Genomic DNA, 18,656 nt, shown 5'->3' on the forward strand with positions numbered 1-18,656 from the left:
AGATGACGGACGCTCCCCTCGACGACGATCCGGCGCTCACGCGCCCCGACTCCCTGCACAGCTGGCACGACGACTGGAGCGGCCTCCGCGTCGCCGTCCTCGGTCTCGGCCGCACGGGCTTCTCGGTCGCGGACACCCTCGTGGAGCTCGGCGCGGACGTGCTCGTGGTCGCCTCCGACGCGTCGCCCGAGCGCCTGGCGCTGCTCGAGGTCATCGGCGGGCGCCTCGTGCGGCCGACCGAGGAGGAGCCCGTCCCCGCGGAGCTCGCGGAGTTCGCGCCCGAGCTCGTCGTCGTCTCGCCCGGCTACGCGCCCACCCATCCGCTGCCCGCATGGGCGCTCGAGGCGGGCATCCCGCTGTGGGGCGACATCGAGCTGGCCTGGCGCGTGCGCGACAAGACCGGGACGCCCGCCGAGTGGATCACCATCACCGGCACCAACGGCAAGACCACGACCACGCAGCTCACCGCCGCGCTCCTGCAGGAGGGCGGCGTGCGCGCGGTCCCGTGCGGCAACATCGGCCTGCCCGTGCTCGACGTCGTGCGCCACCCGGACGGCTTCGACGTGCTCGTGGTGGAGCTGTCCAGCCACCAGCTGCACTACATGCGCGAGGTGCGCCCGTACGCGAGCGCGTTCCTCAACCTGGCCGACGACCACCTCGAGTGGCACGGATCCCGGCAGGCGTACGCCGCCGCGAAGGGCCGGGTCTACGCGGACACGCGGGTCGCCTGCGTCTACAACCGCGCCGACCGCGCCACCGAGGATGCGCTCCGCGACGCCGACGTGCAGGACGGCGCGCGCGCCATCGGCTTCGGCCTCGACGCGCCCGGCCCGAGCGACCTCGGCATCGTCGACGGGATCCTCTGCGACCGCGCGTTCCTCGAGGAGCGCTTCACGAGCGCGCTCGAGCTGACCACGCTCGACGAGCTGCGCGCGGTGGGCCTGGCCGCGCCGCACATCGTGCAGAACATCCTCGCGGCGGCCGCGCTCGCGCGCTCCTACGGCGTCTCGCCCGCGGTCGTGCGCCAGGCCCTGCAGCGCTTCGAGCTCGACAGCCACCGGATCGAGCGCGTCGGGGAGCGGGACGGCGTCGCGTTCGTCGACGACTCCAAGGCGACGAACCCGCACGCGGCGTCCGCGTCGCTCGCCGCCTTCCCGTCGGTGGTCTGGGTCGTCGGCGGCCTGCTCAAGGGCGTCGAGCTCGACGAGCTGATCCGCGCCCACGCCGCCCGGCTGCGCGCCGCCGTGGTGATCGGCGCCGAACGCGCCGAGGTGCTCGCGGCATTCGCGCGACACGCGCCCGACGTGACGGTCCTCGAGGTGGCCGAGAGCGACACTGGGGACGTCATGCGGGCCGCGGTGCGGCTCGCGGCGGGCGTGGCAGAGCAGGGCGACACCGTCCTGCTGGCCCCGGCGGCGGCATCCATGGACCAATTCACCGACTACGCCGACCGCGGGCGCCGATTCCGCGCCGCGGTCGACCACCACCTGGGAGGTGCGGCGGATGACACTGCCCCCGAGAACGACGCGGACCCCTCGCGCGGCTGACGCGTCGGGCCCCCGCGGCCCGCGCACCCCGTCCGCACCCGCCGACGACGCGCAGGAGGGCACGCAGCGCCGCGGGCTCGCCGCGCGGATCAGCCTCGGCCGCGCCTTCCACGCGGAGAGCGGCGCCTACTTCCTCCTGCTCGGCACGACGCTCTTCCTCGTGGTCTTCGGCCTCGTGATGGTGCTGTCGTCGTCGAGCATCGACTCCTTCGTCGCCGGCGGCGGCTTCTTCGGCATCTTCCTCAAGCAGGGCATGTTCGCGCTCATCGGGGTGCCGCTCATGCTGCTCGTCTCGCTCGTGCCGCCCATGTTCTGGAAGCGCTGGGCGTGGGTCCTGCTGCTGGCCGCGTCCGCCGTGCAGCTGCTCGTGTTCGGCCCCATGGGCGTGAAGGTCGGCGAGAACGTCGGCTGGATCCGCATCGCCGGCACCACGTTCCAGCCCGCCGAGCTCATCAAGGTGGGGCTCGTCATCTGGCTGGGCTTCATCCTGTCGAGGAAGCGCCACCTGCTGCGCACCTGGCCGCACATCCTCATCCCCGTGCTCCCGGTCGCGGGCGGGGCCGTGGGCCTCGTCGCGCTCGGCGGCGACCTCGGGACGGTCATCATCATGGCGAGCATCGTGCTGGGAGCCCTGTTCTTCGCGGGGATCCCGATGGGCAAGCTCACGCTCATGCTCACGATCGGCTCCGTGCTCGCGGTGCTCATGACCGTCATCAGCGACAGCCGCATGCGCCGCGTCACCGAGTTCCTCACCGGCCAGTGCGACTACGCGGGCGGCTGCTGGCAGTCCACGCACGGCCTGTACGCGCTGGCCGCGGGCGGCGTCTTCGGCGTGGGGCTCGGCAACTCGAAGGCCAAGTGGATGTGGCTGCCCGAGGCCGACAACGACTACATCTTCGCCATCATCGGCGAGGAGCTCGGCCTCATCGGCGCGATCGTCGTCATCCTCCTGTTCGTGGTGCTCGCCATCGGGTTCATCCGCGTGATCCGCGCGAACACCGACACGTTCGCGCGCGTCGCCACGGGCGCCGTCATGACCTGGATCATCGTGCAGGCCTTCGTGAACATCGGCGTGGTGCTGAACCTGCTCCCGGTGCTCGGCGTGCCCCTGCCGTTCGTGTCGTCGGGTGGATCGTCGCTCGTGACGACGCTCGTCGCGATGGGCATCGTGCTCGGCTTCGCCCGGAGGCCCACGACGGAGGAGTCGCCGGACGTCATCCCGGCCGTGATCGGCATGCGCTCGTGACGGTCTACCTGCTGGCCGGCGGCGGCACCGCGGGGCACGTCAACCCGCTGCTCGCGGTCGCCGACGAGCTGCGGGCGCGCGAGCCGGAGTCGACGATCCTCGTGCTCGGCACGCGCGAGGGCCTCGAGGCGCGCCTCGTCCCGGCCCGCGGCTACGAGCTGCTCACCATCGCCCGGCTGCCCTTCCCGCGCCGGGCGGACCGGGCCGCCGTCGCCTTCGCGCCCGCGTTCGCGCGCGCCGTCGGGCAGATCCGCCGGATGATCGCCGAGCGCCGCGTCGACGTGGTCGTGGGCTTCGGCGGCTACGCGGCCGCGCCCGCGTACCTCGCCGCACGCCGCTCCCGCGTCCCCGTCGTCGTGCACGAGGCGAACGCGTCGCCCGGCCTCGCCAACCGACTGGGCGCCCGCGTGGCCACCGCCGTCGGGATCACGTTCCCGGGCACCGCGCTCGGACCGCGCGCGCAGGTCGTCGGCATGCCGCTCCGGCGCGAGATCGCCACCCTCGACCGGGCCGCCGTCCGCGACGCCGCGCGCGCCGAGCTCGGCCTCGACGCCGACCGGCCGACGCTCCTCGTCACCGGCGGATCCACGGGCGCCCGCAGCCTCAACCGGACGGTGGTGCAGGTGGCCGAGCGCATCACGGCGACCGGTGCGCAGATCCTGCACATCGTCGGCGGCGCGCAGGAGTTCACCGATCCGGGGGTCGAGCGCTACCACGTGGTCGGCTACTCCGACCGGATGGAGCTCGCCATCGCCGCGGCCGACCTCGTCGTCTCGCGCGCGGGCGCCGGCGCGCTCTCGGAGCTCACGGCCGTGGGCCTCCCCGCGGTCTACGTGCCGTACCCGGTCGGCAACGGCGAGCAGGCGGTCAACGTCCGCGGCGTCGTCGCGGCGGGCGGCGGCATCGTCGTGGACGACGCCGACTTCACGCCCGACTGGGTGCTCGCGCACGTGCTCCCGCTCCTGTCCGATCCGGCGGCGCTCGCGCGCATGTCCGAGGCCGCCGCGTCCGTGGGCGGCCGCGATGGCGCCGCCCGCATGGCCGACCTCGTGCGCGACTCCGCCGACGGCCGCCCGTCCCCGGTCGCCTCCCCGCGCTGACCGCGCCGCCGCCCGCCCCGCTTCCCACCCTCCCGAGGAGACCGCACGTGATCGCACCCGACCTGACCATGGACATCCCGACCGAGCTCGGCCGCGTCCACTTCGTGGGCATCGGCGGGTCCGGCATGAGCGGCATCGCGCGCCTGTTCCTCGCCGCGGGCCACCGCGTCACCGGATCCGACTCGCGCGACTCCGACGCCGTGCAGGCGCTCCGGGAGCTCGGCGCCGAGATCCACGTCGGCCACGACGCCGCGCACGTGGGCGACGCCGAGGCGCTCGTCGTCACGGGCGCGCTCTGGCAGGACAACCCCGAGTACGTGCTCGCGAAGGAGCGCGGCCTGCCGATCCTGCACCGCTCGCAGGCGCTCGCCTGGCTCATCAGCGGCCAGCGCCTCGTCGCGGTCGCGGGCGCGCACGGCAAGACCACCTCCACCGGCATGATCGTCACGGCGCTGCTCGAGGCCGGCCGCGACCCCTCGTTCGTGAACGGCGGCGTGATCGGCGGGCTCGGCGTCTCCAGCGCCCCCGGATCCGAGGAGCTCTTCGTCGTCGAGGCCGACGAGTCCGACGGCTCCTTCCTCCTCTACGACACGGCCGTCGCCCTCATCACCAACGTCGACGCCGACCACCTCGACCACTACGGCTCGCACGAGGCGTTCGACGACGCCTTCGTCCGGTTCGCGAGCGCGGCATCCGAGCTCGTCGTGATCTCCAGCGACGACCCGGGCGCGCGGCGCGTCACCGACCGCATCGAGGGCCGCATCGTCACGTTCGGCGAGGACCCGGACGCCGACGTCCGGATCTCCGACATCGTCACCGACGGCCCCGTCGCCTTCACGATCACCCACGAGGGCGTGTCCCGCCGCGCCGCGCTCCGCGTCCCCGGCCGCCACAACGCGATCAACGCGGCCGGCGCGTACGCCGTGCTCGTCGGTCTCGGCGTGGATCCCGACGACGCGATCGCGGGCCTCGCCGGCTTCTCCGGCACCGGCCGTCGCTTCGAGCTGCACGCGGAGGTCCGTGGCGTGAGCGTCTACGACGACTACGCGCACCACCCGACCGAGGTGCGCGCCGCGCTCTCCGCCGCGCGGACCGTCGTCGGGGCGGGCCGCATCATCGCCGTGCACCAGCCGCACCTCTACAGCCGCACGCAGCTGATGGCGGGCGACTTCGCTCGCGTCTACGAGGAGCTCGCCGACCACACCATCGTGCTCGACGTCTTCGGCGCACGCGAGGACCCGATCCCCGGCGTCACCGGTGCGCTCGTGACGGAGCGGTTCGCGGACGCCGCGCGCGTCGACTACCTGCCCGACTGGCAGGAGGCCGCCGACCGCGTCGCGGAGATCGCGCGGGACGGCGACCTCGTCGTGACGCTCAGCTGCGGCGACGTGTACCGGATCATCCCGCAGGTGGTCGACGCGCTGGCGCGCCCGACCGAGCCCGCCGCGTCCCCCCGGCCGCGCGAGTGAAGCGGCCCGAGGGCTTCGACCGGCCCCGGGTCCCGCGTCCGCCCGCGCCCGACGCGCCTGCGGCCGGCGCCGGGGCACCGGCGTCGCGCCGACGCGGCTCCCGCCCGGCCTCCCCGCCCGCATCCGCCTCTCCCGACCCCGCGTCCGACCCGGCCCGTCCGTCCGCGCCGGCCCCGCAGCGCCCGACGGCCCAGCGCCCGACCGCGCCGCGCCCGGTCCCGCCGCGCCCTGTCACGGCGACCGCCGCGCCGCGGACCGACGCCCGCCCCGGCACAGGCACGCCCGCGCGCTCGGCCGCCACGCCTCCCTCGGCCGGGCGCCCCTCCGCCCCGTGGCGCGACGACGACGAACCCGACACCGAGCCGATCGTCCTCCCGCACCTGGCGGAGGCGCCCGTCAGCGCGCCTCCCACGCCGAGCACCGGCCGGGAGCCGGCCGCCTCCCGTGCGGGCGGCATCGCCGGACGCCTCGGCCGACGGGCGCGCGGTGCCGCCGAGGCCGCCGGATCCCGGGCCGCGAAGCCGCTCCGCCGCCGCACCCGCGGGGAGGGCGACGCCGAGCCGACGCCCCGCGCCCACCGGCCAGCGCGTCCGGCCAGCGCGACCACGGGAGATGCCGAGGCCCGTCGCCAGCTCCGCCGCGCCCGCCGCGAGCGCCAGCGCTACGAGCGCCAGGAGGTCCGCCGCTTCACGCAGCGCACGCGGCGTCGCCGAGCGGGTCTCCTCGGCGCGCTCGGCGCGTTCCTCGTCCTCGCGATCGTCGTCGGCATCGCCGTCTACTCGCCGCTCCTCGCCCTGCGGACCGTCGAGGTCGAGGGCGCCGACCGCGTCGCGCCGGACAGCATCCAGGCCGCTCTCGCCGACCAGGTCGGCACGCCCCTGCCTCTCGTCGACCTCGGACGGGTGGGCGACGAGCTGCGCGCCTTCCCGCTCATCCGCAGCTACAGCACGGAGAGCCGGCCGCCGTCGACCCTCGTGATCCGCATCGTCGAGCGCACGCCCGTCGCCGTGATCCAGTCGGGCGCGGGATTCGACCTCGTCGACCCCGCGGGCGTCACCATCGAGCGCGCCACCGCGCGTCCGGACGGCTACCCCCTCATCGACCTGCCGAGCGCCGGCCTGTCCAGCCCGCGCTTCCGAGCCGCGACGGCGGTGCTCGTCGCGCTGCCCGCCGACTTCCTGCCGCAGGTCGACAGCATCCAGGCCAACACGACCGACGACGTGATGCTCGTGCTCCGCAGCGGCAAGAAGGTGCTGTGGGGGAGCGGGGAGCGCTCGACGGAGAAGGCGCAGGTGCTGCAGGCCCTCGTGAAGGCCCGCGGCGACGTCGGCTCCTACGACGTCTCGGCGCCCGACGCGCCCGTCGCTGGTCCCTGAGCGACCGGGTGTGGCGACACGCGGCGCGCCGGTCGCCGCACCCGCCCCACGCCCCCTAACGTCGGGATCAGGAAATGCATACTGAGTAAACTCTAAGCCTCCACCGGAGGTCGAAGGTTCTAGCGGAGGCCCGTCGTGTCGAACAACCAGAACTACCTCGCCGTCATCAAGGTCGTCGGCATCGGCGGTGGCGGCGTCAACGCCGTGAACCGCATGATCGAGCTCGGTCTGCGGGGCGTGGAGTTCATCGCGATCAACACCGACGCGCAGGCCCTGCTCATGAGCGACGCGGACGTGAAGCTCGACGTCGGACGCGAGATCACGCGCGGCCTCGGCGCCGGCGCCGACCCCGAGGTCGGCCGACGCGCCGCCGAGGACCACGCGGAGGAGATCGAGGAGGCCCTCGCGGGCGCCGACATGGTCTTCGTCACCGCGGGCGAGGGCGGCGGCACCGGCACCGGCGGCGCGCCCGTCGTGGCCCGCATCGCGAAGTCGATCGGCGCGCTCACCATCGGCGTCGTCACGAAGCCGTTCGGCTTCGAGGGCAAGCGCCGCTCCGCGCAGGCGGAGCTCGGCGTCGCGACGCTGAAGAACGAGGTCGACACGCTCATCGTCGTCCCGAACGACCGCCTCCTGGAGATCAGCGACCGCGGCATCAGCATGCTCGAGGCCTTCGCCACCGCCGACCAGGTGCTCCTCGCCGGCGTCCAGGGCATCACCGACCTCATCACCACCCCCGGTCTCATCAACCTCGACTTCGCCGACGTGAAGTCGGTCATGCAGGGCGCCGGATCCGCGCTCATGGGCATCGGCTCGTCGCGCGGCGCCGACCGGTCGATCAAGGCGGCCGAGCTCGCGGTGGCGTCGCCCCTGCTCGAGGCCAGCATCGAGGGCGCGCACGGCGTGCTGCTCTCCATCCAGGGCGGGTCGAACCTCGGCATCTTCGAGATCAACGACGCGGCCAAGCTCGTGCAGGAGGCCGTGCACCCGGAGGCGAACATCATCTTCGGCGCGGTCATCGACGACACCCTCGGCGACGAGGTGCGCGTCACCGTGATCGCCGCGGGCTTCGACGGCGGCGAGCCGTCGGCCAAGGTCGAGAACCGCCGCAGCGGATTCGTCGCCGCCGGCGGGGGAGCGGTCACCGCCCCCGAGGCCGTCGAGTCCGCGCCGTCGCGCCCGCAGGCCGAGGCGCCCGTCGCGGCCGTCCCGGCGAGCGACCCGACGTTCGAGGACGACGGCGACGACCTGGACATCCCCGACTTCCTGAAGTGAGCGACGCTCCGCTGACCGGCGGCGCGCACGCGTCGGACGCCCACCCCGGCGAGGCCCACCCCGGCCTCGCCGAGCGGTGGGCGTCCGTGCGCGCGCAGGTCGCCGACGCCGTCCGCGAGGCGGACCGCGATCCGGCCGAGGTGACCACGATCGTCGTCACCAAGTTCCAGCCCGTGTCGCTCCTCAGCGCCCTCGTCGACCTCGGCGTGCGCGATCTCGGCGAGAGCCGGCACCAGGAGGCGCAGGGCAAGGCCGCCGAGCTCGCGGGGCGCGACGTCGCCTGGCACTTCGTCGGGCAGCTCCAGGGCAAGAAGGCGCGCCAGGTGCGGCGGTACGCCTCCGTGATCCACTCCGTCGACCGTCCCTCCCTCGTGGACGCGCTGGCATCCGAGGAGGAGGGGACCCGCGTCTTCCTCCAGGTCAACCTCACGGACGACCCGGCCCGAGGAGGCGTCCCGCCCGCCGAGGCGGAGGCCCTCGCGGAGCACGCCGCGGCCGCGGCCGGCATCCGGGTGCTCGGGGTCATGGCGGTCGCGCCCGACGACGGCGAGCCCCGCCGCGCGTTCGCCCGGCTCCGCGGCATCTCGGACGACGTGCGGCGCATCCTGCCCGACGCCCGCGCCATCTCCGCGGGCATGTCCGGCGACCTGCGCGAGGCGCTGCTCGAGGGCGCGACACACCTACGGATCGGGTCGGCAATCACGGGAAAGCGACCCGACCGCCCTTAATGTCGGAGGTGCGGTCCGGTTCGTCAGGCCGAAACGGAAAGAGGAATGATGGCCAACCCACTTCGCAAGACCATGGTGTACCTGGGACTCGCCGACGAGGAGCTCGACTACCAGCAGCAGCCCACGCAGCAGCAGTCGCCCGTGCAGGCCGTCCCCGCGCCGGCGCCCGCCCCGCAGCAGCGCGAGCAGCAGCAGGCGAAGCGCGCACCCGTGACCCCCCTGCACAAGCCCTCGACCACCACAAGGAATGCGGCGCCGGCTGAAATGAACGAGATCCTCACCGTCCACCCCAAGGCCTACAAGGACGCGCAGGTCATCGCCGAGAACTTCCGCGAGGGCGTGCCGGTCATCATCAACCTGTCGCAGATGACGGACGACGACGCGCGCCGCCTCATCGACTTCGCGAGCGGCCTCTCCATCGGCCTGTACGGCAAGATCGAGCGCGTCACGAGCAAGGTGTTCCTGCTCTCGCCGTCGCACGTCGCCGTCTCCGGCGAGCAGTCCGCCACCGAGGCCGAGGTCGAGGCCTCCTTCTTCGGGCGCTGATCCACGCGGACCGCTGAGATGGCGGGCGTCGACGGGACCTCCCATCGACGCCCGCCATACTTGTCTCCGTGATCATCGTCTCCCTCGTCGCCACCGTCGTGTGGTTCGCCCTCCTGGCGTTCATCATCTGCATGTGGGGGCGCTTCGTCCTCGACCTCGTGCAGTCGCTCTCGCGGGAGTGGCGTCCGCGCGGCGCGATGCTCATCGTCGCCGAGGCGTCCTACACGGTGACCGACCCGCCCATCGGCTTCGTGCGCCGGCTCATCCCGCCCCTGCGCCTCGGTCCGGTGGCGCTCGACTTCGGCTGGATGATCACGATGCTGGTCGCCATCATCCTGTTCAACGTCGCGCGCGGCTTCATCGGGTAGGCGCCGCCCCTCCGTCCGCGGATCGCGGCCCGAGTCCCCGGACCCGGGCGATCCGCTGGTAGCGTTGAGGCGCACGTTGTCCCGAATCCCCGTCCGCGCCCGCGGACCCCGCTCTACGCACAAAAGAGGTGGCAGGCCATGGCTCTCACTCCTGAAGACGTCGTCAACAAGCGTTTCCAGCCGACCAAGTTCCGCGAGGGATACGACCAGGACGAGGTGGACGACTTCCTCGACGAGGTGGTCGTCGAGCTGCGACGCCTCCACCAGGAGAACGAGGAGCTGCGCCAGCGCCTCTCCTCCGGCGAGTCCGCCCCCGCCGCCACCACGGCCATCGAGACCCCCGCTCCCGCCGCGGTCGAGCAGGCGCCCGTCGTCGTCGAGCCGGAGCCCACCCCCGAGCCCGAGCCGGCTCCCGTCGTCGTGTCGGCGCCCGTCGCCGCCCCCGCGGACGAGGACGACGAGACGTCGAGCACGAGCAGCCTGCTCAAGCTGGCCCGCAAGCTGCACGAGGAGCACGTCCGCGAGGGCGTCGAGAAGCGCGACGCGCTCGTCGCCGAGGCGCACGCCACCGCCGCCCGCATCGCCGCCGAGGCCGAGGCCGAGCAGCGCTCCAAGACCGCCGTGCTGGAGAAGGAGCGCCAGGTCCTCGAGGGCCGCATCGACGAGCTCCGCACCTTCGAGCGCGAGTACCGCACGAAGCTCAAGGGCTACATCGAGGGCCAGCTCCGCGAGCTGGACGCCGCCGGATCGACCGAGGCGCCCGCCACCGCCTCGTTCCCCGGCTACTCGGGCAACTAGCACCCGCACCACCCGCGCGCCCGACGGCGGCGCGGGACCCGGCTCGCACGAGCCACGAGGGTCCCGCGTCGCCGTCGTCGTTCGCGCGGCCCGTCGTCCCCGCACCGGAAGAGGCACCACCCGATGGAGCACCGCACCATTCCCGTCCCCGACGGCCTCGACGGGCAGCGCGTCGACGCGGGCCTCGCCCGCCTCCTCGGCTTCTCCCGCAGCTTCGCCGCCGAGGTCGCGGAGGCGGGCGGCGTCACCCAGGACGGCCGCGAGGCCGGCAAGTCCGATCGCCTCGTGGGCGGGTCCATGCTCGCCGTCAGCTGGCAGCCGAAGCGGGAGCCGTCGGTCGTCCCGCTCGCGGTGCCCGACCTCGGCATCGTGCACGACGACGACGACCTCGTCGTGGTCGACAAGCCCGTCGGCGTCGCGGCCCACCCGAGCGTCGGCTGGACCGGGCCCACCGTCCTCGGTGCCCTGGCCGCGGCCGGGTTCCGCCTCAGCACCTCCGGCACCGAGGAGCGGCAGGGCATCGTGCACCGGCTCGACGCGGGCACGAGCGGGCTGATGGTCGTCGCCAAGACCGAGCGCGCGTACACCGAGCTCAAGCGCCAGTTCCACGACCGCGAGGTCGAGAAGATCTACCACGCGGTCGTCCAGGGGCATCCGGATCCGCTGACGGGCACCATCGACGCCCCCATCGGCCGCCACCCGCGCAGCGACTGGAAGTTCGCGGTCACGGCCGACGGCAAGTCGTCGGTCACCCACTACGAGACGCTCGAGGCGTTCCGCCGGGCGGCCCTGCTCGAGGTGCACCTCGAGACCGGCCGCACCCACCAGATCCGCGTGCACATGGCCGCGCAGCGCCACCCCTGCGTCGGCGACGCGATGTACGGCGCCGACCCCGTGCTCTCGGCGCAGCTCGGCCTCGGGCGGCAGTGGTTGCACGCGATGCGGCTGGAGATCACGCACCCCGCCACGGGCGACCGCGCGTCCTTCTCGAGCACGTACCCGGCCGACCTGCAGCACGCCCTCGAGGTCCTCCGCGGCTGACGCCCGACACGCCCGAGGCGCCTTCGGGGGCCTGCCTATGATGGCCCCACCGCCCATCCATGAGTAGAAGAGACCCGTGCCCCGCAACGACTCGTTCGTCCACCTCCACGTCCACAGCGAGTACTCGATGCTCGACGGGGCGGCCCGCGTGGGACCGCTCGTGCAGGCCGCCGTGGAGCAGAAGATGCCCGCCGTCGCCATCACGGACCACGGCAACGTGTTCGGCGCCTTCGACTTCTGGAAGCAGGCGAAGAACGCGGGCGTGAAGCCCATCATCGGCACGGAGGCGTACATCACGCCGGGCACGCACCGCGGAGATCGCACACGCGTGCGCTGGGGCGACGGCGGCCGCGACGACGTCTCCGGATCCGGCGCCTACACGCACCTCACGATGCTCGCCGAGACCACGGAGGGCATGCACAACCTCTTCCGGCTGTCGTCGCGCGCTTCCCTCGAGGGCTACTACTTCAAGCCCCGCATGGACCGAGAGCTCCTCAGCACGTACGCGAAGGGCCTCATCGCCACCACCGGCTGCCCGTCGGGCGAGGTCCAGACGCGCCTGCGGCTCGGCCAGTACGACGAGGCCGTGAAGGCCGCGAGCGACTACCGCGACATCTTCGGGGCGGGCAACTACTTCTGCGAGATCATGGACCACGGGCTCGGCATCGAGCGCCGCATCATGAGCGACCTCCTCCGCCTCGCGAAGGACCTCGACCTCCCGCTCGTCGCCACGAACGACCTGCACTACACGCACGAGCACGACGCGACGAGCCACGCGGCGCTCCTCTGCGTCCAGTCCGGCACCACGCTCGACGACCCCAACCGCTTCAAGTTCGACGCCGACGAGTTCTACCTCAAGACCGCGCAGCAGATGCGGCACCTCTTCCGCGACCACGAGGAGGCGTGCGACAACACGCTCCTCATCGCCGAGCGCTGCGACGTGCAGTTCAACGAGTCCGCCAACTACATGCCGCGCTACCCGGTTCCCGAGGGCGAGAGCGAGCAGACCTGGTTCGTCAAGGAGGTCGAGCGCGGCCTCGTCCGCCGCTACCCGCGCGGCTTCTCGGACGATGTGCGGAAGCGCGCCGACTACGAGGTCGGCGTCATCGCGCAGATGGGCTTCCCGGGTTACTTCCTGGTGGTCGCGGACTTCATCGCCTGGTCCCGCGAGAACGGGATCCGCGTGGGCCCCGGTCGCGGATCCGGCGCCGGGTCGATGGTCGCCTACGCGATGGGCATCACCGACCTCGACCCGCTGCAGCACGGCCTCCTCTTCGAGCGGTTCCTCAACCCGGACCGCGTCTCCATGCCCGACTTCGACGTCGACTTCGACGACCGTCGCCGCGGCGAGGTCATCCGGTACGTGACCGACAAGTACGGCGACGAGCGCGTCGCGCAGATCGTCACCTACGGCACCATCAAGGCCAAGCAGGCGCTGAAGGACTCCAGCCGCGTGCTCGGCTACCCCTTCTCCATGGGCGACAAGCTCACCAAGGCCATGCCGCCGGCGATCATGGGCAAGGACATCCCGCTGTCCGGCATCCTCGACACCGACCACCCGCGCTACCGCGAGGCCGGCGACTTCCGCGAGGTGCTCGCGATGGACCCCGAGGCGCAGAAGGTCTTCGAGACCGCGCAGGGCATCGAGAACCTCAAGCGCCAGTGGGGCGTGCACGCGGCCGGCGTCATCATGTCGAGCGAGCCGCTCATCGACATCATCCCGATCATGAAGCGGGAGCAGGACGGCCAGATCGTCACGCAGTTCGACTACCCCGCGTGCGAGTCCCTCGGCCTCATCAAGATGGACTTCCTGGGGCTGCGCAACCTCACGATCATCGACGACGCGCTCAACAACATCGAGTCGAACCGCGGCGAGAAGCTCGTGCTCGAGGACCTGGGCCTCGACGACCAGGGCGCGTACGACCTCCTGGCCCGGGGCGACACGCTCGGCGTCTTCCAGCTCGACGGCGGCCCCATGCGCTCGCTGCTGCGCATGATGAAGCCCGACAACTTCGAGGACATCTCGGCCGTCATCGCGCTGTACCGACCGGGCCCCATGGGCGCGAACTCGCACACGAACTACGCGCTGCGGAAGAACGGGCTGCAGGAGATCACCCCCATCCACCCGGAGCTCGAGGAGCCGCTCCGCGAGGTGCTCGGCACCACGCACGGCCTCATCGTGTACCAGGAGCAGGTGATGTCGGTCGCGCAGAAGCTCGCCGGCTTCACGCTCGCGCAGGCCGACCTCCTCCGCCGCGCCATGGGCAAGAAGAAGAAGTCGGAGCTCGACAAGCAGTTCGCCGGGTTCTCGCAGGGCATGGTCGACAACGGGTACTCGATGGCCGCGGTGAAGGCGCTCTGGGACATCCTGCTGCCGTTCTCCGACTACGCGTTCAACAAGGCGCACTCGGCGGCCTACGGCGTCGTCTCCTACTGGACCGCGTACCTCAAGGCGCACTACCCGGCCGAGTACATGGCGGCGCTCCTCACGAGCGTCGGCGACTCCAAGGACAAGATGGCGCTGTACCTCAACGAGTGCCGCCGCATGGGGATCAAGGTGCTGCCGCCGGACGTCAACGAGTCGATCGGCTTCTTCGCGGCCGCCGGCGCCGACATCCGCTTCGGCCTGGGCGCCGTGCGCAACGTCGGCGCCAACGTGGTGGAGGCGCTCCGCGGCGCCCGCACCGAGCAGGGCGCGTTCGAGTCGTTCGACGACTTCCTCAAGAAGGTGCCGCTCCCCGTGGCGAACAAGCGCACCGTGGAGTCGCTCATCAAGGCCGGCGCGTTCGACTCGCTGGGTGACACGCGCCGGGCGTTGCTCGAGGTGCACGAGGGCATGATCGACGCGTCCGTGAGCGACAAGCGCGCCGCGATGAACGGCCAGGTCGGCTTCGACTTCGACAGCCTCTGGGACGAGCCGCAGCACGCGCGCAAGGTGCCGGAGCGGCCGGAGTGGGCGAAGCGCGACAAGCTCGCGTTCGAGCGCGAGATGCTCGGGCTCTACGTGTCCGACCACCCGCTCGCGGGGCTCGAGATCCCGCTGGCGAAGCTCGCCTCCACGGGCATCGCCGAGCTGCTCGCGACCGACGCGTCGATGGACGGCGAGACGGTCACGCTGGCGGGCCTGCTCACGAGCGTGCAGCACCGCACGGCGCGCAACTCCGGCAACCAGTACGGCATGGTGCAGCTGGAGGACTTCGGCGGCGAGATCACCTGCATGTTCATGGGCAAGGCGTACCAGGAGTTCGCTCCAGCGCTGCAGAGCGACACCGTCGTGGTGATCCGCGGCCGTGTGTCCACGCGCGACGACGGCATGAACATCCACGCGTTCTCGATGTTCCAGCCCGACCTCGGGCAGAGCCTCGGCTCCGGTCCGCTGCTCATCAGCCTGGCGGAGAACCGGGCGACGACCGAGACGGTCATGGGCCTCAACGACGTGCTGATCCGGCACTCGGGCGACACCGAGGTGCGTCTGCAGCTCGTGAAGGGCGACAACGGGCGCGTCTTCGAGATCCCGTACCCGGTCACGGTGAGCGCCGACCTCTACGGCGAGCTCAAGTCGCTGCTCGGGCCGAACTGCCTGGGCTGATCCGCGGCCCGGGCGCCTCGGGACCTCGGACGGCGTCCTCTCGGGCGGCGGCCTCTCAGGCGTCGGCGCCGGGGCGCAGGTAGCGCCGCGCGTGGTAGACGAGCGGCTCGTCCTCGACGCCCGCGCCGCCGTCCTCGATGCGCACGACCACGACGATCGCGTCGTGGACGTGCACGCGCTCCACGATGCGGGCGACGAGCAGGGCGGTGCCGCCGTCGAGCACCGGCAGGCCGTGCGGGCCGGAGGACCAGTGGTCGCCCGCGAAGCGCTCGGCAGCGGGGCCGCTGAGGCGCTCCGCGAGGGGCCGGTCGCGCGCGCCGAGCACGTGGATCGCGACGTGATCGGCGGTCCCGATCGCGGCGGCGCTCGATGCCGTGCGGGCCAGGCTGAAGCTCGCGAGCGGCGGGTCGGCCGACACGGAGGCGAGCGACGTCGCCGTGAAGCCGACGGGGGAGCCCTGGGCATCGCGCGTCGTGACGACCGCGACGCCCGCGGCATGGCGCCGGAACGCGGCGCGGAAGGCGGCCTGGCCCGGGGCCTCGGAGAGCGTGGTGGCGGGGTGCGCGTCCATGCCTGGAGACGCTAGCCGCCCGAACCGCCCGGCGCCCGCTCGGTAGACTTCCGGAGTCATGATGCGCATCCAGGACCTCCGCGGCACCACGCCCAGCACCGCCGACCTGCTCGACCTCCTCCCGCGTCCGGTCACCGACGTCGCCGTCGCGCTCGACGTGGCGCGCGAGCTCGTCGAGGACGTCCGCACCCGGGGGAGCGCCGCGCTCCTCGACCAGGCGGAGCGGCTCGACCGGGTCCGCCCCGACGCGCTGCGCGTGCCCGCCGAGGCGATCGCCGCGGCCGTCGACGGCCTCGACCCCGACGTCCGGGCCGCCCTCGAGGAGGCCATCCGCCGCGTGCGCCTCGGGTCCGCCGCGCAGGTCCCGCCGGAGACCACGACCACGGTCGTGCCCGGCGGGACGATCGTGCAGCGCTGGCAGCCGGTCCGCCGGGTCGGCCTCTATGCCCCGGGCGGCAAGGCCGCCTATCCGTCGAGCGTCGTGATGAACGTCGTCGCCGCGCAGGTCGCCGGCGTCGCGAGCATCGCGCTGGCCTCGCCCGCGCAGGCGGCGCACGGCGGATCCGTGCACCCCGCGATCCTCGGCGCCGCCGGGCTCCTCGGCGTCGACGAGGTCTACGCGATGGGCGGCGCCGGGGCCATCGGCGCCTTCGCGCACGGCGTCGCCGACATCGGCCTCGAGCCCGTCGACGTCGTCACCGGGCCCGGCAACATCTACGTCGCGGCCGCCAAGCGCGTCGTGCGCGGCGTCACCGGCATCGACTCGGAGGCCGGCACCACCGAGATCCTCGTCATCGCCGACGCGCACGCGGACGCCCGGCTCGTCGCCGCCGACCTGGTGAGCCAGGCGGAGCACGACGAGATGGCCGCGTCCGTCCTCGTCACCGACTCGCCCGAGCTCGCCCGGGCGGTGGACGCGGAGGTCGAGGCGCTGGCCGCCACGACCGCGCACTCCGCCCGCGTCGTCCAGGCGCTCGCCGGTCCGCAGTCGGCGATCCTCGTGGTCGACGACCTCGCGACCGCGGCGCGCTACAGCGACGCGTACGGCCCCGAGCACCTCTCCGTCCAGACCGCTGACCCGGATGCGCTGCTCCCGCACCTCCACAGCGCCGGGGCGATCTTCCTCGGCCCGCACTCGCCCGTGAGCCTCGGCGACTACCTCGCCGGCTCCAACCACGTGCTCCCCACCGGCGGCCAGGCGCGGTTCGGCTCGGGCCTCGGCGCCTACACGTTCCTGCGCCCGCAGCAGGTCGTGCGCTACGACGCGGATGCGCTGCGCGAGGCCGAGCCGATGATCGTCGTGCTGAGCCGCGCCGAGGACCTCCCGGCCCACGGCGACGCGGTGACAGCCCGCCTCCGGGGCTGACGTATCCTGGGCACACGATGTTCTGCCCCTTCTGCCGCCACCCCGACTCCCGCGTCGTCGACTCCCGCACGAGCGACGACGGGCTGTCGATCCGCCGGCGTCGGCAGTGCCCGGAGTGCGGCCGCCGCTTCAGCACCACGGAGACCGCGAGTCTCAGCGTGATCAAGCGCAACGGCGTGGTCGAGCCGTTCAGCCGGGAGAAGATCGTCACCGGCGTGCGGAAGGCCTGCCAGGGCCGGCCCGTCACCGACACCGACCTCGCGGTCCTCGCGCAGCGCGTGGAGGAGGCGATCCGGGCCACCGGCGCCTCGCAGATCGAGGCGAACGACATCGGCCTCAGCATCCTGCCGCCGCTCCGCGAGCTCGACGAGGTCGCGTACCTGCGCTTCGCCAGCGTCTACCAGGGCTTCGACTCGCTCGACGACTTCGAGGCCGCCATCGCCCAGCTGCGCGTCGCCCATTCGGCCGCGCCGGACGCCGACACGCCCTAGCCGCCGGCTGCGGGCGCCCGCCGGCTGCGGGCGCCCGCGGGGGACGGGGCCCGCACCCGCTAGCCTGGTGCCGATGTATCCCCTCCTCTTCCGCACGGTCCTGTCGCGCATGGACCCGGAGGACGCGCACCACCTCGCGTCCACGGCCATCGCCCTCCTCCCGCCGTCCGGCTTCGGCTGGATCGCCCGGCGGCTGACCGCACCGGATCCGTCACTCGCGGTGGACGCCCTCGGGCTCCGCTTCCCCTCGCCGTTCGGGGTCGCCGCGGGCTTCGACAAGGACGCGCAGGCCGTGCTCGGCCTGGGCCAGCTCGGCTTCGGCCACGTCGAGGTCGGCACGGTCACCGCCCTGGCGCAGCCGGGCAACCCGCGGCCGCGCCTGTTCCGCCTCATCGAGGACCGCGCCGTGATCAACCGGATGGGGTTCAACAACGGGGGAGCGGCCGCCCTCGCCGACCGCCTCCGCCGCCTCCGCGCGCGGCGCGACCGGCCCGTCATCGGCGTCAACATCGGCAAGACGCGCGCCGTCGCGGTCGAGGACGCCGTGGCGGACTACGTGCGTTCGACGCGCCTGGTCGCCCCCGTCGCCGACTACCTCGCCGTCAACGTCAGCTCGCCGAACACCCCCGGCCTCCGCGGGCTCCAGGAGATCGAGCTCCTCCGGCCGCTGCTCACGAGCATCCGCGACGCCGCCGACGGCGTGCCGGTCCTCGTGAAGATCGCCCCGGACCTGCAGGACGCCGAGGTGGAGCGCATCGCCGGGCTCGCCACGGAGCTGGGGCTGGCCGGCGTCATCGCCACGAACACCACGCTCTCCCGTGCGGGCCTCCGCACGGATGCCGACGTCGTCGCGGCGGCCGGGGCCGGCGGCCTGTCCGGCGCGCCGCTGGCCTCGCGCGCGCTCGAGGTGCTGGGGATCCTGCGCCGGGTGCTGCCGGACGATGCGTGCATCATCTCGGTCGGCGGGGTCGACACGGCCGAGGACGTGCAGGCGCGCATCGACGCGGGTGCCACCCTCGTGCAGGGCTACACGGCGTTCCTCTACCGCGGGCCGCTCTGGGCCCGATCGGTCAACGCCGGGCTCGCGCGGATCCGCCGCGGCCGCTGACGGCCGCCTCCCGCGGAGCTGCCGCTGGCGGCCGCCT

At 73.2% G+C, this 18,656-nt stretch carries 16 protein-coding genes; 15 read left to right on the forward strand and 1 reads right to left on the reverse strand.

The features are described 5' to 3' along the window. Window positions 1–2: 2 nt before the first annotated feature. The 12 genes from murD (at window position 3) to dnaE (ending at window position 15,083) form a co-directional block, all read left to right on the forward strand. Window positions 3–1,547 carry a UDP-N-acetylmuramoyl-L-alanine--D-glutamate ligase gene (murD, locus tag PED38_RS13795; protein WP_270981732.1) on the forward strand — a complete coding sequence of 515 codons (1,545 nt, stop codon included), beginning with the start codon at window positions 3–5 and terminating at the stop codon, window positions 1,545–1,547. Next, window positions 1,504–2,793 carry a putative lipid II flippase FtsW gene (gene ftsW / locus PED38_RS13800; protein WP_063072117.1) on the forward strand — a complete coding sequence of 430 codons (1,290 nt, stop codon included), beginning with the start codon at window positions 1,504–1,506 and terminating at the stop codon, window positions 2,791–2,793. Before murD ends, ftsW begins: the two co-directional genes overlap by 44 nt. Next, the gene (murG, locus tag PED38_RS13805) at window positions 2,790–3,893 is read left to right on the forward strand and encodes an undecaprenyldiphospho-muramoylpentapeptide beta-N-acetylglucosaminyltransferase (RefSeq protein ID WP_270981734.1); all 1,104 of its coding nucleotides are present in this window, start codon (window positions 2,790–2,792) and stop codon (window positions 3,891–3,893) included. Before ftsW ends, murG begins: the two co-directional genes overlap by 4 nt. Before the next feature lie 47 nt (window positions 3,894–3,940). Then, the gene (gene murC, locus PED38_RS13810) at window positions 3,941–5,362 is read left to right on the forward strand and encodes a UDP-N-acetylmuramate--L-alanine ligase (RefSeq protein WP_270981735.1); all 1,422 of its coding nucleotides are present in this window, start codon (window positions 3,941–3,943) and stop codon (window positions 5,360–5,362) included. Then, window positions 5,359–6,738, forward strand: a complete 1,380-nt coding sequence (locus PED38_RS13815) for an FtsQ-type POTRA domain-containing protein (protein WP_270981737.1) — start codon at window positions 5,359–5,361, stop codon at window positions 6,736–6,738. Before murC ends, PED38_RS13815 begins: the two co-directional genes overlap by 4 nt. Before the next feature lie 135 nt (window positions 6,739–6,873). Further along, a complete protein-coding gene (ftsZ, locus tag PED38_RS13820; RefSeq protein WP_063071129.1) occupies window positions 6,874–8,013 on the forward strand; it encodes a cell division protein FtsZ in 1,140 nt (379 codons plus the stop codon). Next, window positions 8,010–8,741 carry a YggS family pyridoxal phosphate-dependent enzyme gene (locus tag PED38_RS13825; protein WP_081234899.1) on the forward strand — a complete coding sequence of 244 codons (732 nt, stop codon included), beginning with the start codon at window positions 8,010–8,012 and terminating at the stop codon, window positions 8,739–8,741. Before ftsZ ends, PED38_RS13825 begins: the two co-directional genes overlap by 4 nt. A 48-nt stretch (window positions 8,742–8,789) precedes the next feature. Further along, complete coding sequence (locus PED38_RS13830) at window positions 8,790–9,287, forward strand: cell division protein SepF (RefSeq protein WP_270981739.1); 498 nt, start codon at window positions 8,790–8,792, stop codon at window positions 9,285–9,287. A 68-nt stretch (window positions 9,288–9,355) separates the two neighbouring features. Next, window positions 9,356–9,655: a YggT family protein gene (locus tag PED38_RS13835; protein WP_063071130.1), complete on the forward strand. Its 300-nt coding sequence runs from the start codon at window positions 9,356–9,358 to the stop codon at window positions 9,653–9,655. A 138-nt stretch (window positions 9,656–9,793) separates the two neighbouring features. Next, on the forward strand, window positions 9,794–10,453 hold the full coding sequence (locus PED38_RS13840; protein ID WP_063071131.1) for a DivIVA domain-containing protein: 660 nt from the start codon (window positions 9,794–9,796) through the stop codon (window positions 10,451–10,453). A 123-nt stretch (window positions 10,454–10,576) separates the two neighbouring features. Beyond that, a complete protein-coding gene (locus PED38_RS13845; protein WP_270981740.1) occupies window positions 10,577–11,494 on the forward strand; it encodes an RluA family pseudouridine synthase in 918 nt (305 codons plus the stop codon). A gap of 127 nt (window positions 11,495–11,621) precedes the next feature. Further along, window positions 11,622–15,083, forward strand: a complete 3,462-nt coding sequence (dnaE, locus tag PED38_RS13850; protein WP_442870660.1) for a DNA polymerase III subunit alpha — start codon at window positions 11,622–11,624, stop codon at window positions 15,081–15,083. A 55-nt stretch (window positions 15,084–15,138) separates the two neighbouring features. On the opposite strand, the gene PED38_RS13855 is transcribed toward dnaE, so the two are convergent. Beyond that, window positions 15,139–15,654: a flavin reductase family protein gene (locus PED38_RS13855; protein ID WP_063071133.1), complete on the reverse strand. Its 516-nt coding sequence runs from the start codon at window positions 15,652–15,654 to the stop codon at window positions 15,139–15,141. A gap of 61 nt (window positions 15,655–15,715) precedes the next feature. Here PED38_RS13855 and hisD point away from each other — a divergent pair, with 61 nt between their 5' ends. From hisD to PED38_RS13870, 3 genes are all read left to right on the forward strand, one after another. Beyond that, a complete protein-coding gene (gene hisD, locus PED38_RS13860; protein ID WP_270981763.1) occupies window positions 15,716–17,020 on the forward strand; it encodes a histidinol dehydrogenase in 1,305 nt (434 codons plus the stop codon). 17 nt (window positions 17,021–17,037) lie between these two features. Continuing rightward, window positions 17,038–17,511, forward strand: coding sequence for a transcriptional regulator NrdR (gene nrdR, locus PED38_RS13865; protein ID WP_063071135.1), 474 nt, complete (start codon window positions 17,038–17,040; stop codon window positions 17,509–17,511). A 73-nt stretch (window positions 17,512–17,584) separates the two neighbouring features. After that, the gene (locus PED38_RS13870; protein WP_063071136.1) at window positions 17,585–18,619 is read left to right on the forward strand and encodes a quinone-dependent dihydroorotate dehydrogenase; all 1,035 of its coding nucleotides are present in this window, start codon (window positions 17,585–17,587) and stop codon (window positions 18,617–18,619) included. The last annotated feature ends 37 nt before the right edge of the window (window positions 18,620–18,656 follow it).

The sequence above is a fragment of the Clavibacter sp. CT19 genome (assembly GCF_027858075.1).
Classification (GTDB): Bacteria; Actinomycetota; Actinomycetes; order Actinomycetales; family Microbacteriaceae; genus Clavibacter; species Clavibacter tessellarius_A.

Bases quoted from the DNA above. Each gene is read 5' to 3' on its own strand.
- murD (WP_270981732.1), top strand. From the start codon at position 3: ATGACGGACGCTCCCCTCGACGACGATCCGGCGCTCACGCGCCCCGAC.
- ftsW (WP_063072117.1), top strand. From the start codon at position 1,504: ATGACACTGCCCCCGAGAACGACGCGGACCCCTCGCGCGGCTGACGCG.
- PED38_RS13830 (WP_270981739.1), top strand. From the start codon at position 8,790: ATGGCCAACCCACTTCGCAAGACCATGGTGTACCTGGGACTCGCCGAC.
- PED38_RS13840 (WP_063071131.1), top strand. From the start codon at position 9,794: ATGGCTCTCACTCCTGAAGACGTCGTCAACAAGCGTTTCCAGCCGACC.
- PED38_RS13845 (WP_270981740.1), top strand. From the start codon at position 10,577: ATGGAGCACCGCACCATTCCCGTCCCCGACGGCCTCGACGGGCAGCGC.
- dnaE (WP_442870660.1), top strand. From the start codon at position 11,622: ATGCTCGACGGGGCGGCCCGCGTGGGACCGCTCGTGCAGGCCGCCGTG.
- PED38_RS13855 (WP_063071133.1), bottom strand. From the start codon at position 15,654: ATGGACGCGCACCCCGCCACCACGCTCTCCGAGGCCCCGGGCCAGGCC.
- hisD (WP_270981763.1), top strand. From the start codon at position 15,716: ATGCGCATCCAGGACCTCCGCGGCACCACGCCCAGCACCGCCGACCTG.
- nrdR (WP_063071135.1), top strand. From the start codon at position 17,038: ATGTTCTGCCCCTTCTGCCGCCACCCCGACTCCCGCGTCGTCGACTCC.
- PED38_RS13870 (WP_063071136.1), top strand. From the start codon at position 17,585: ATGTATCCCCTCCTCTTCCGCACGGTCCTGTCGCGCATGGACCCGGAG.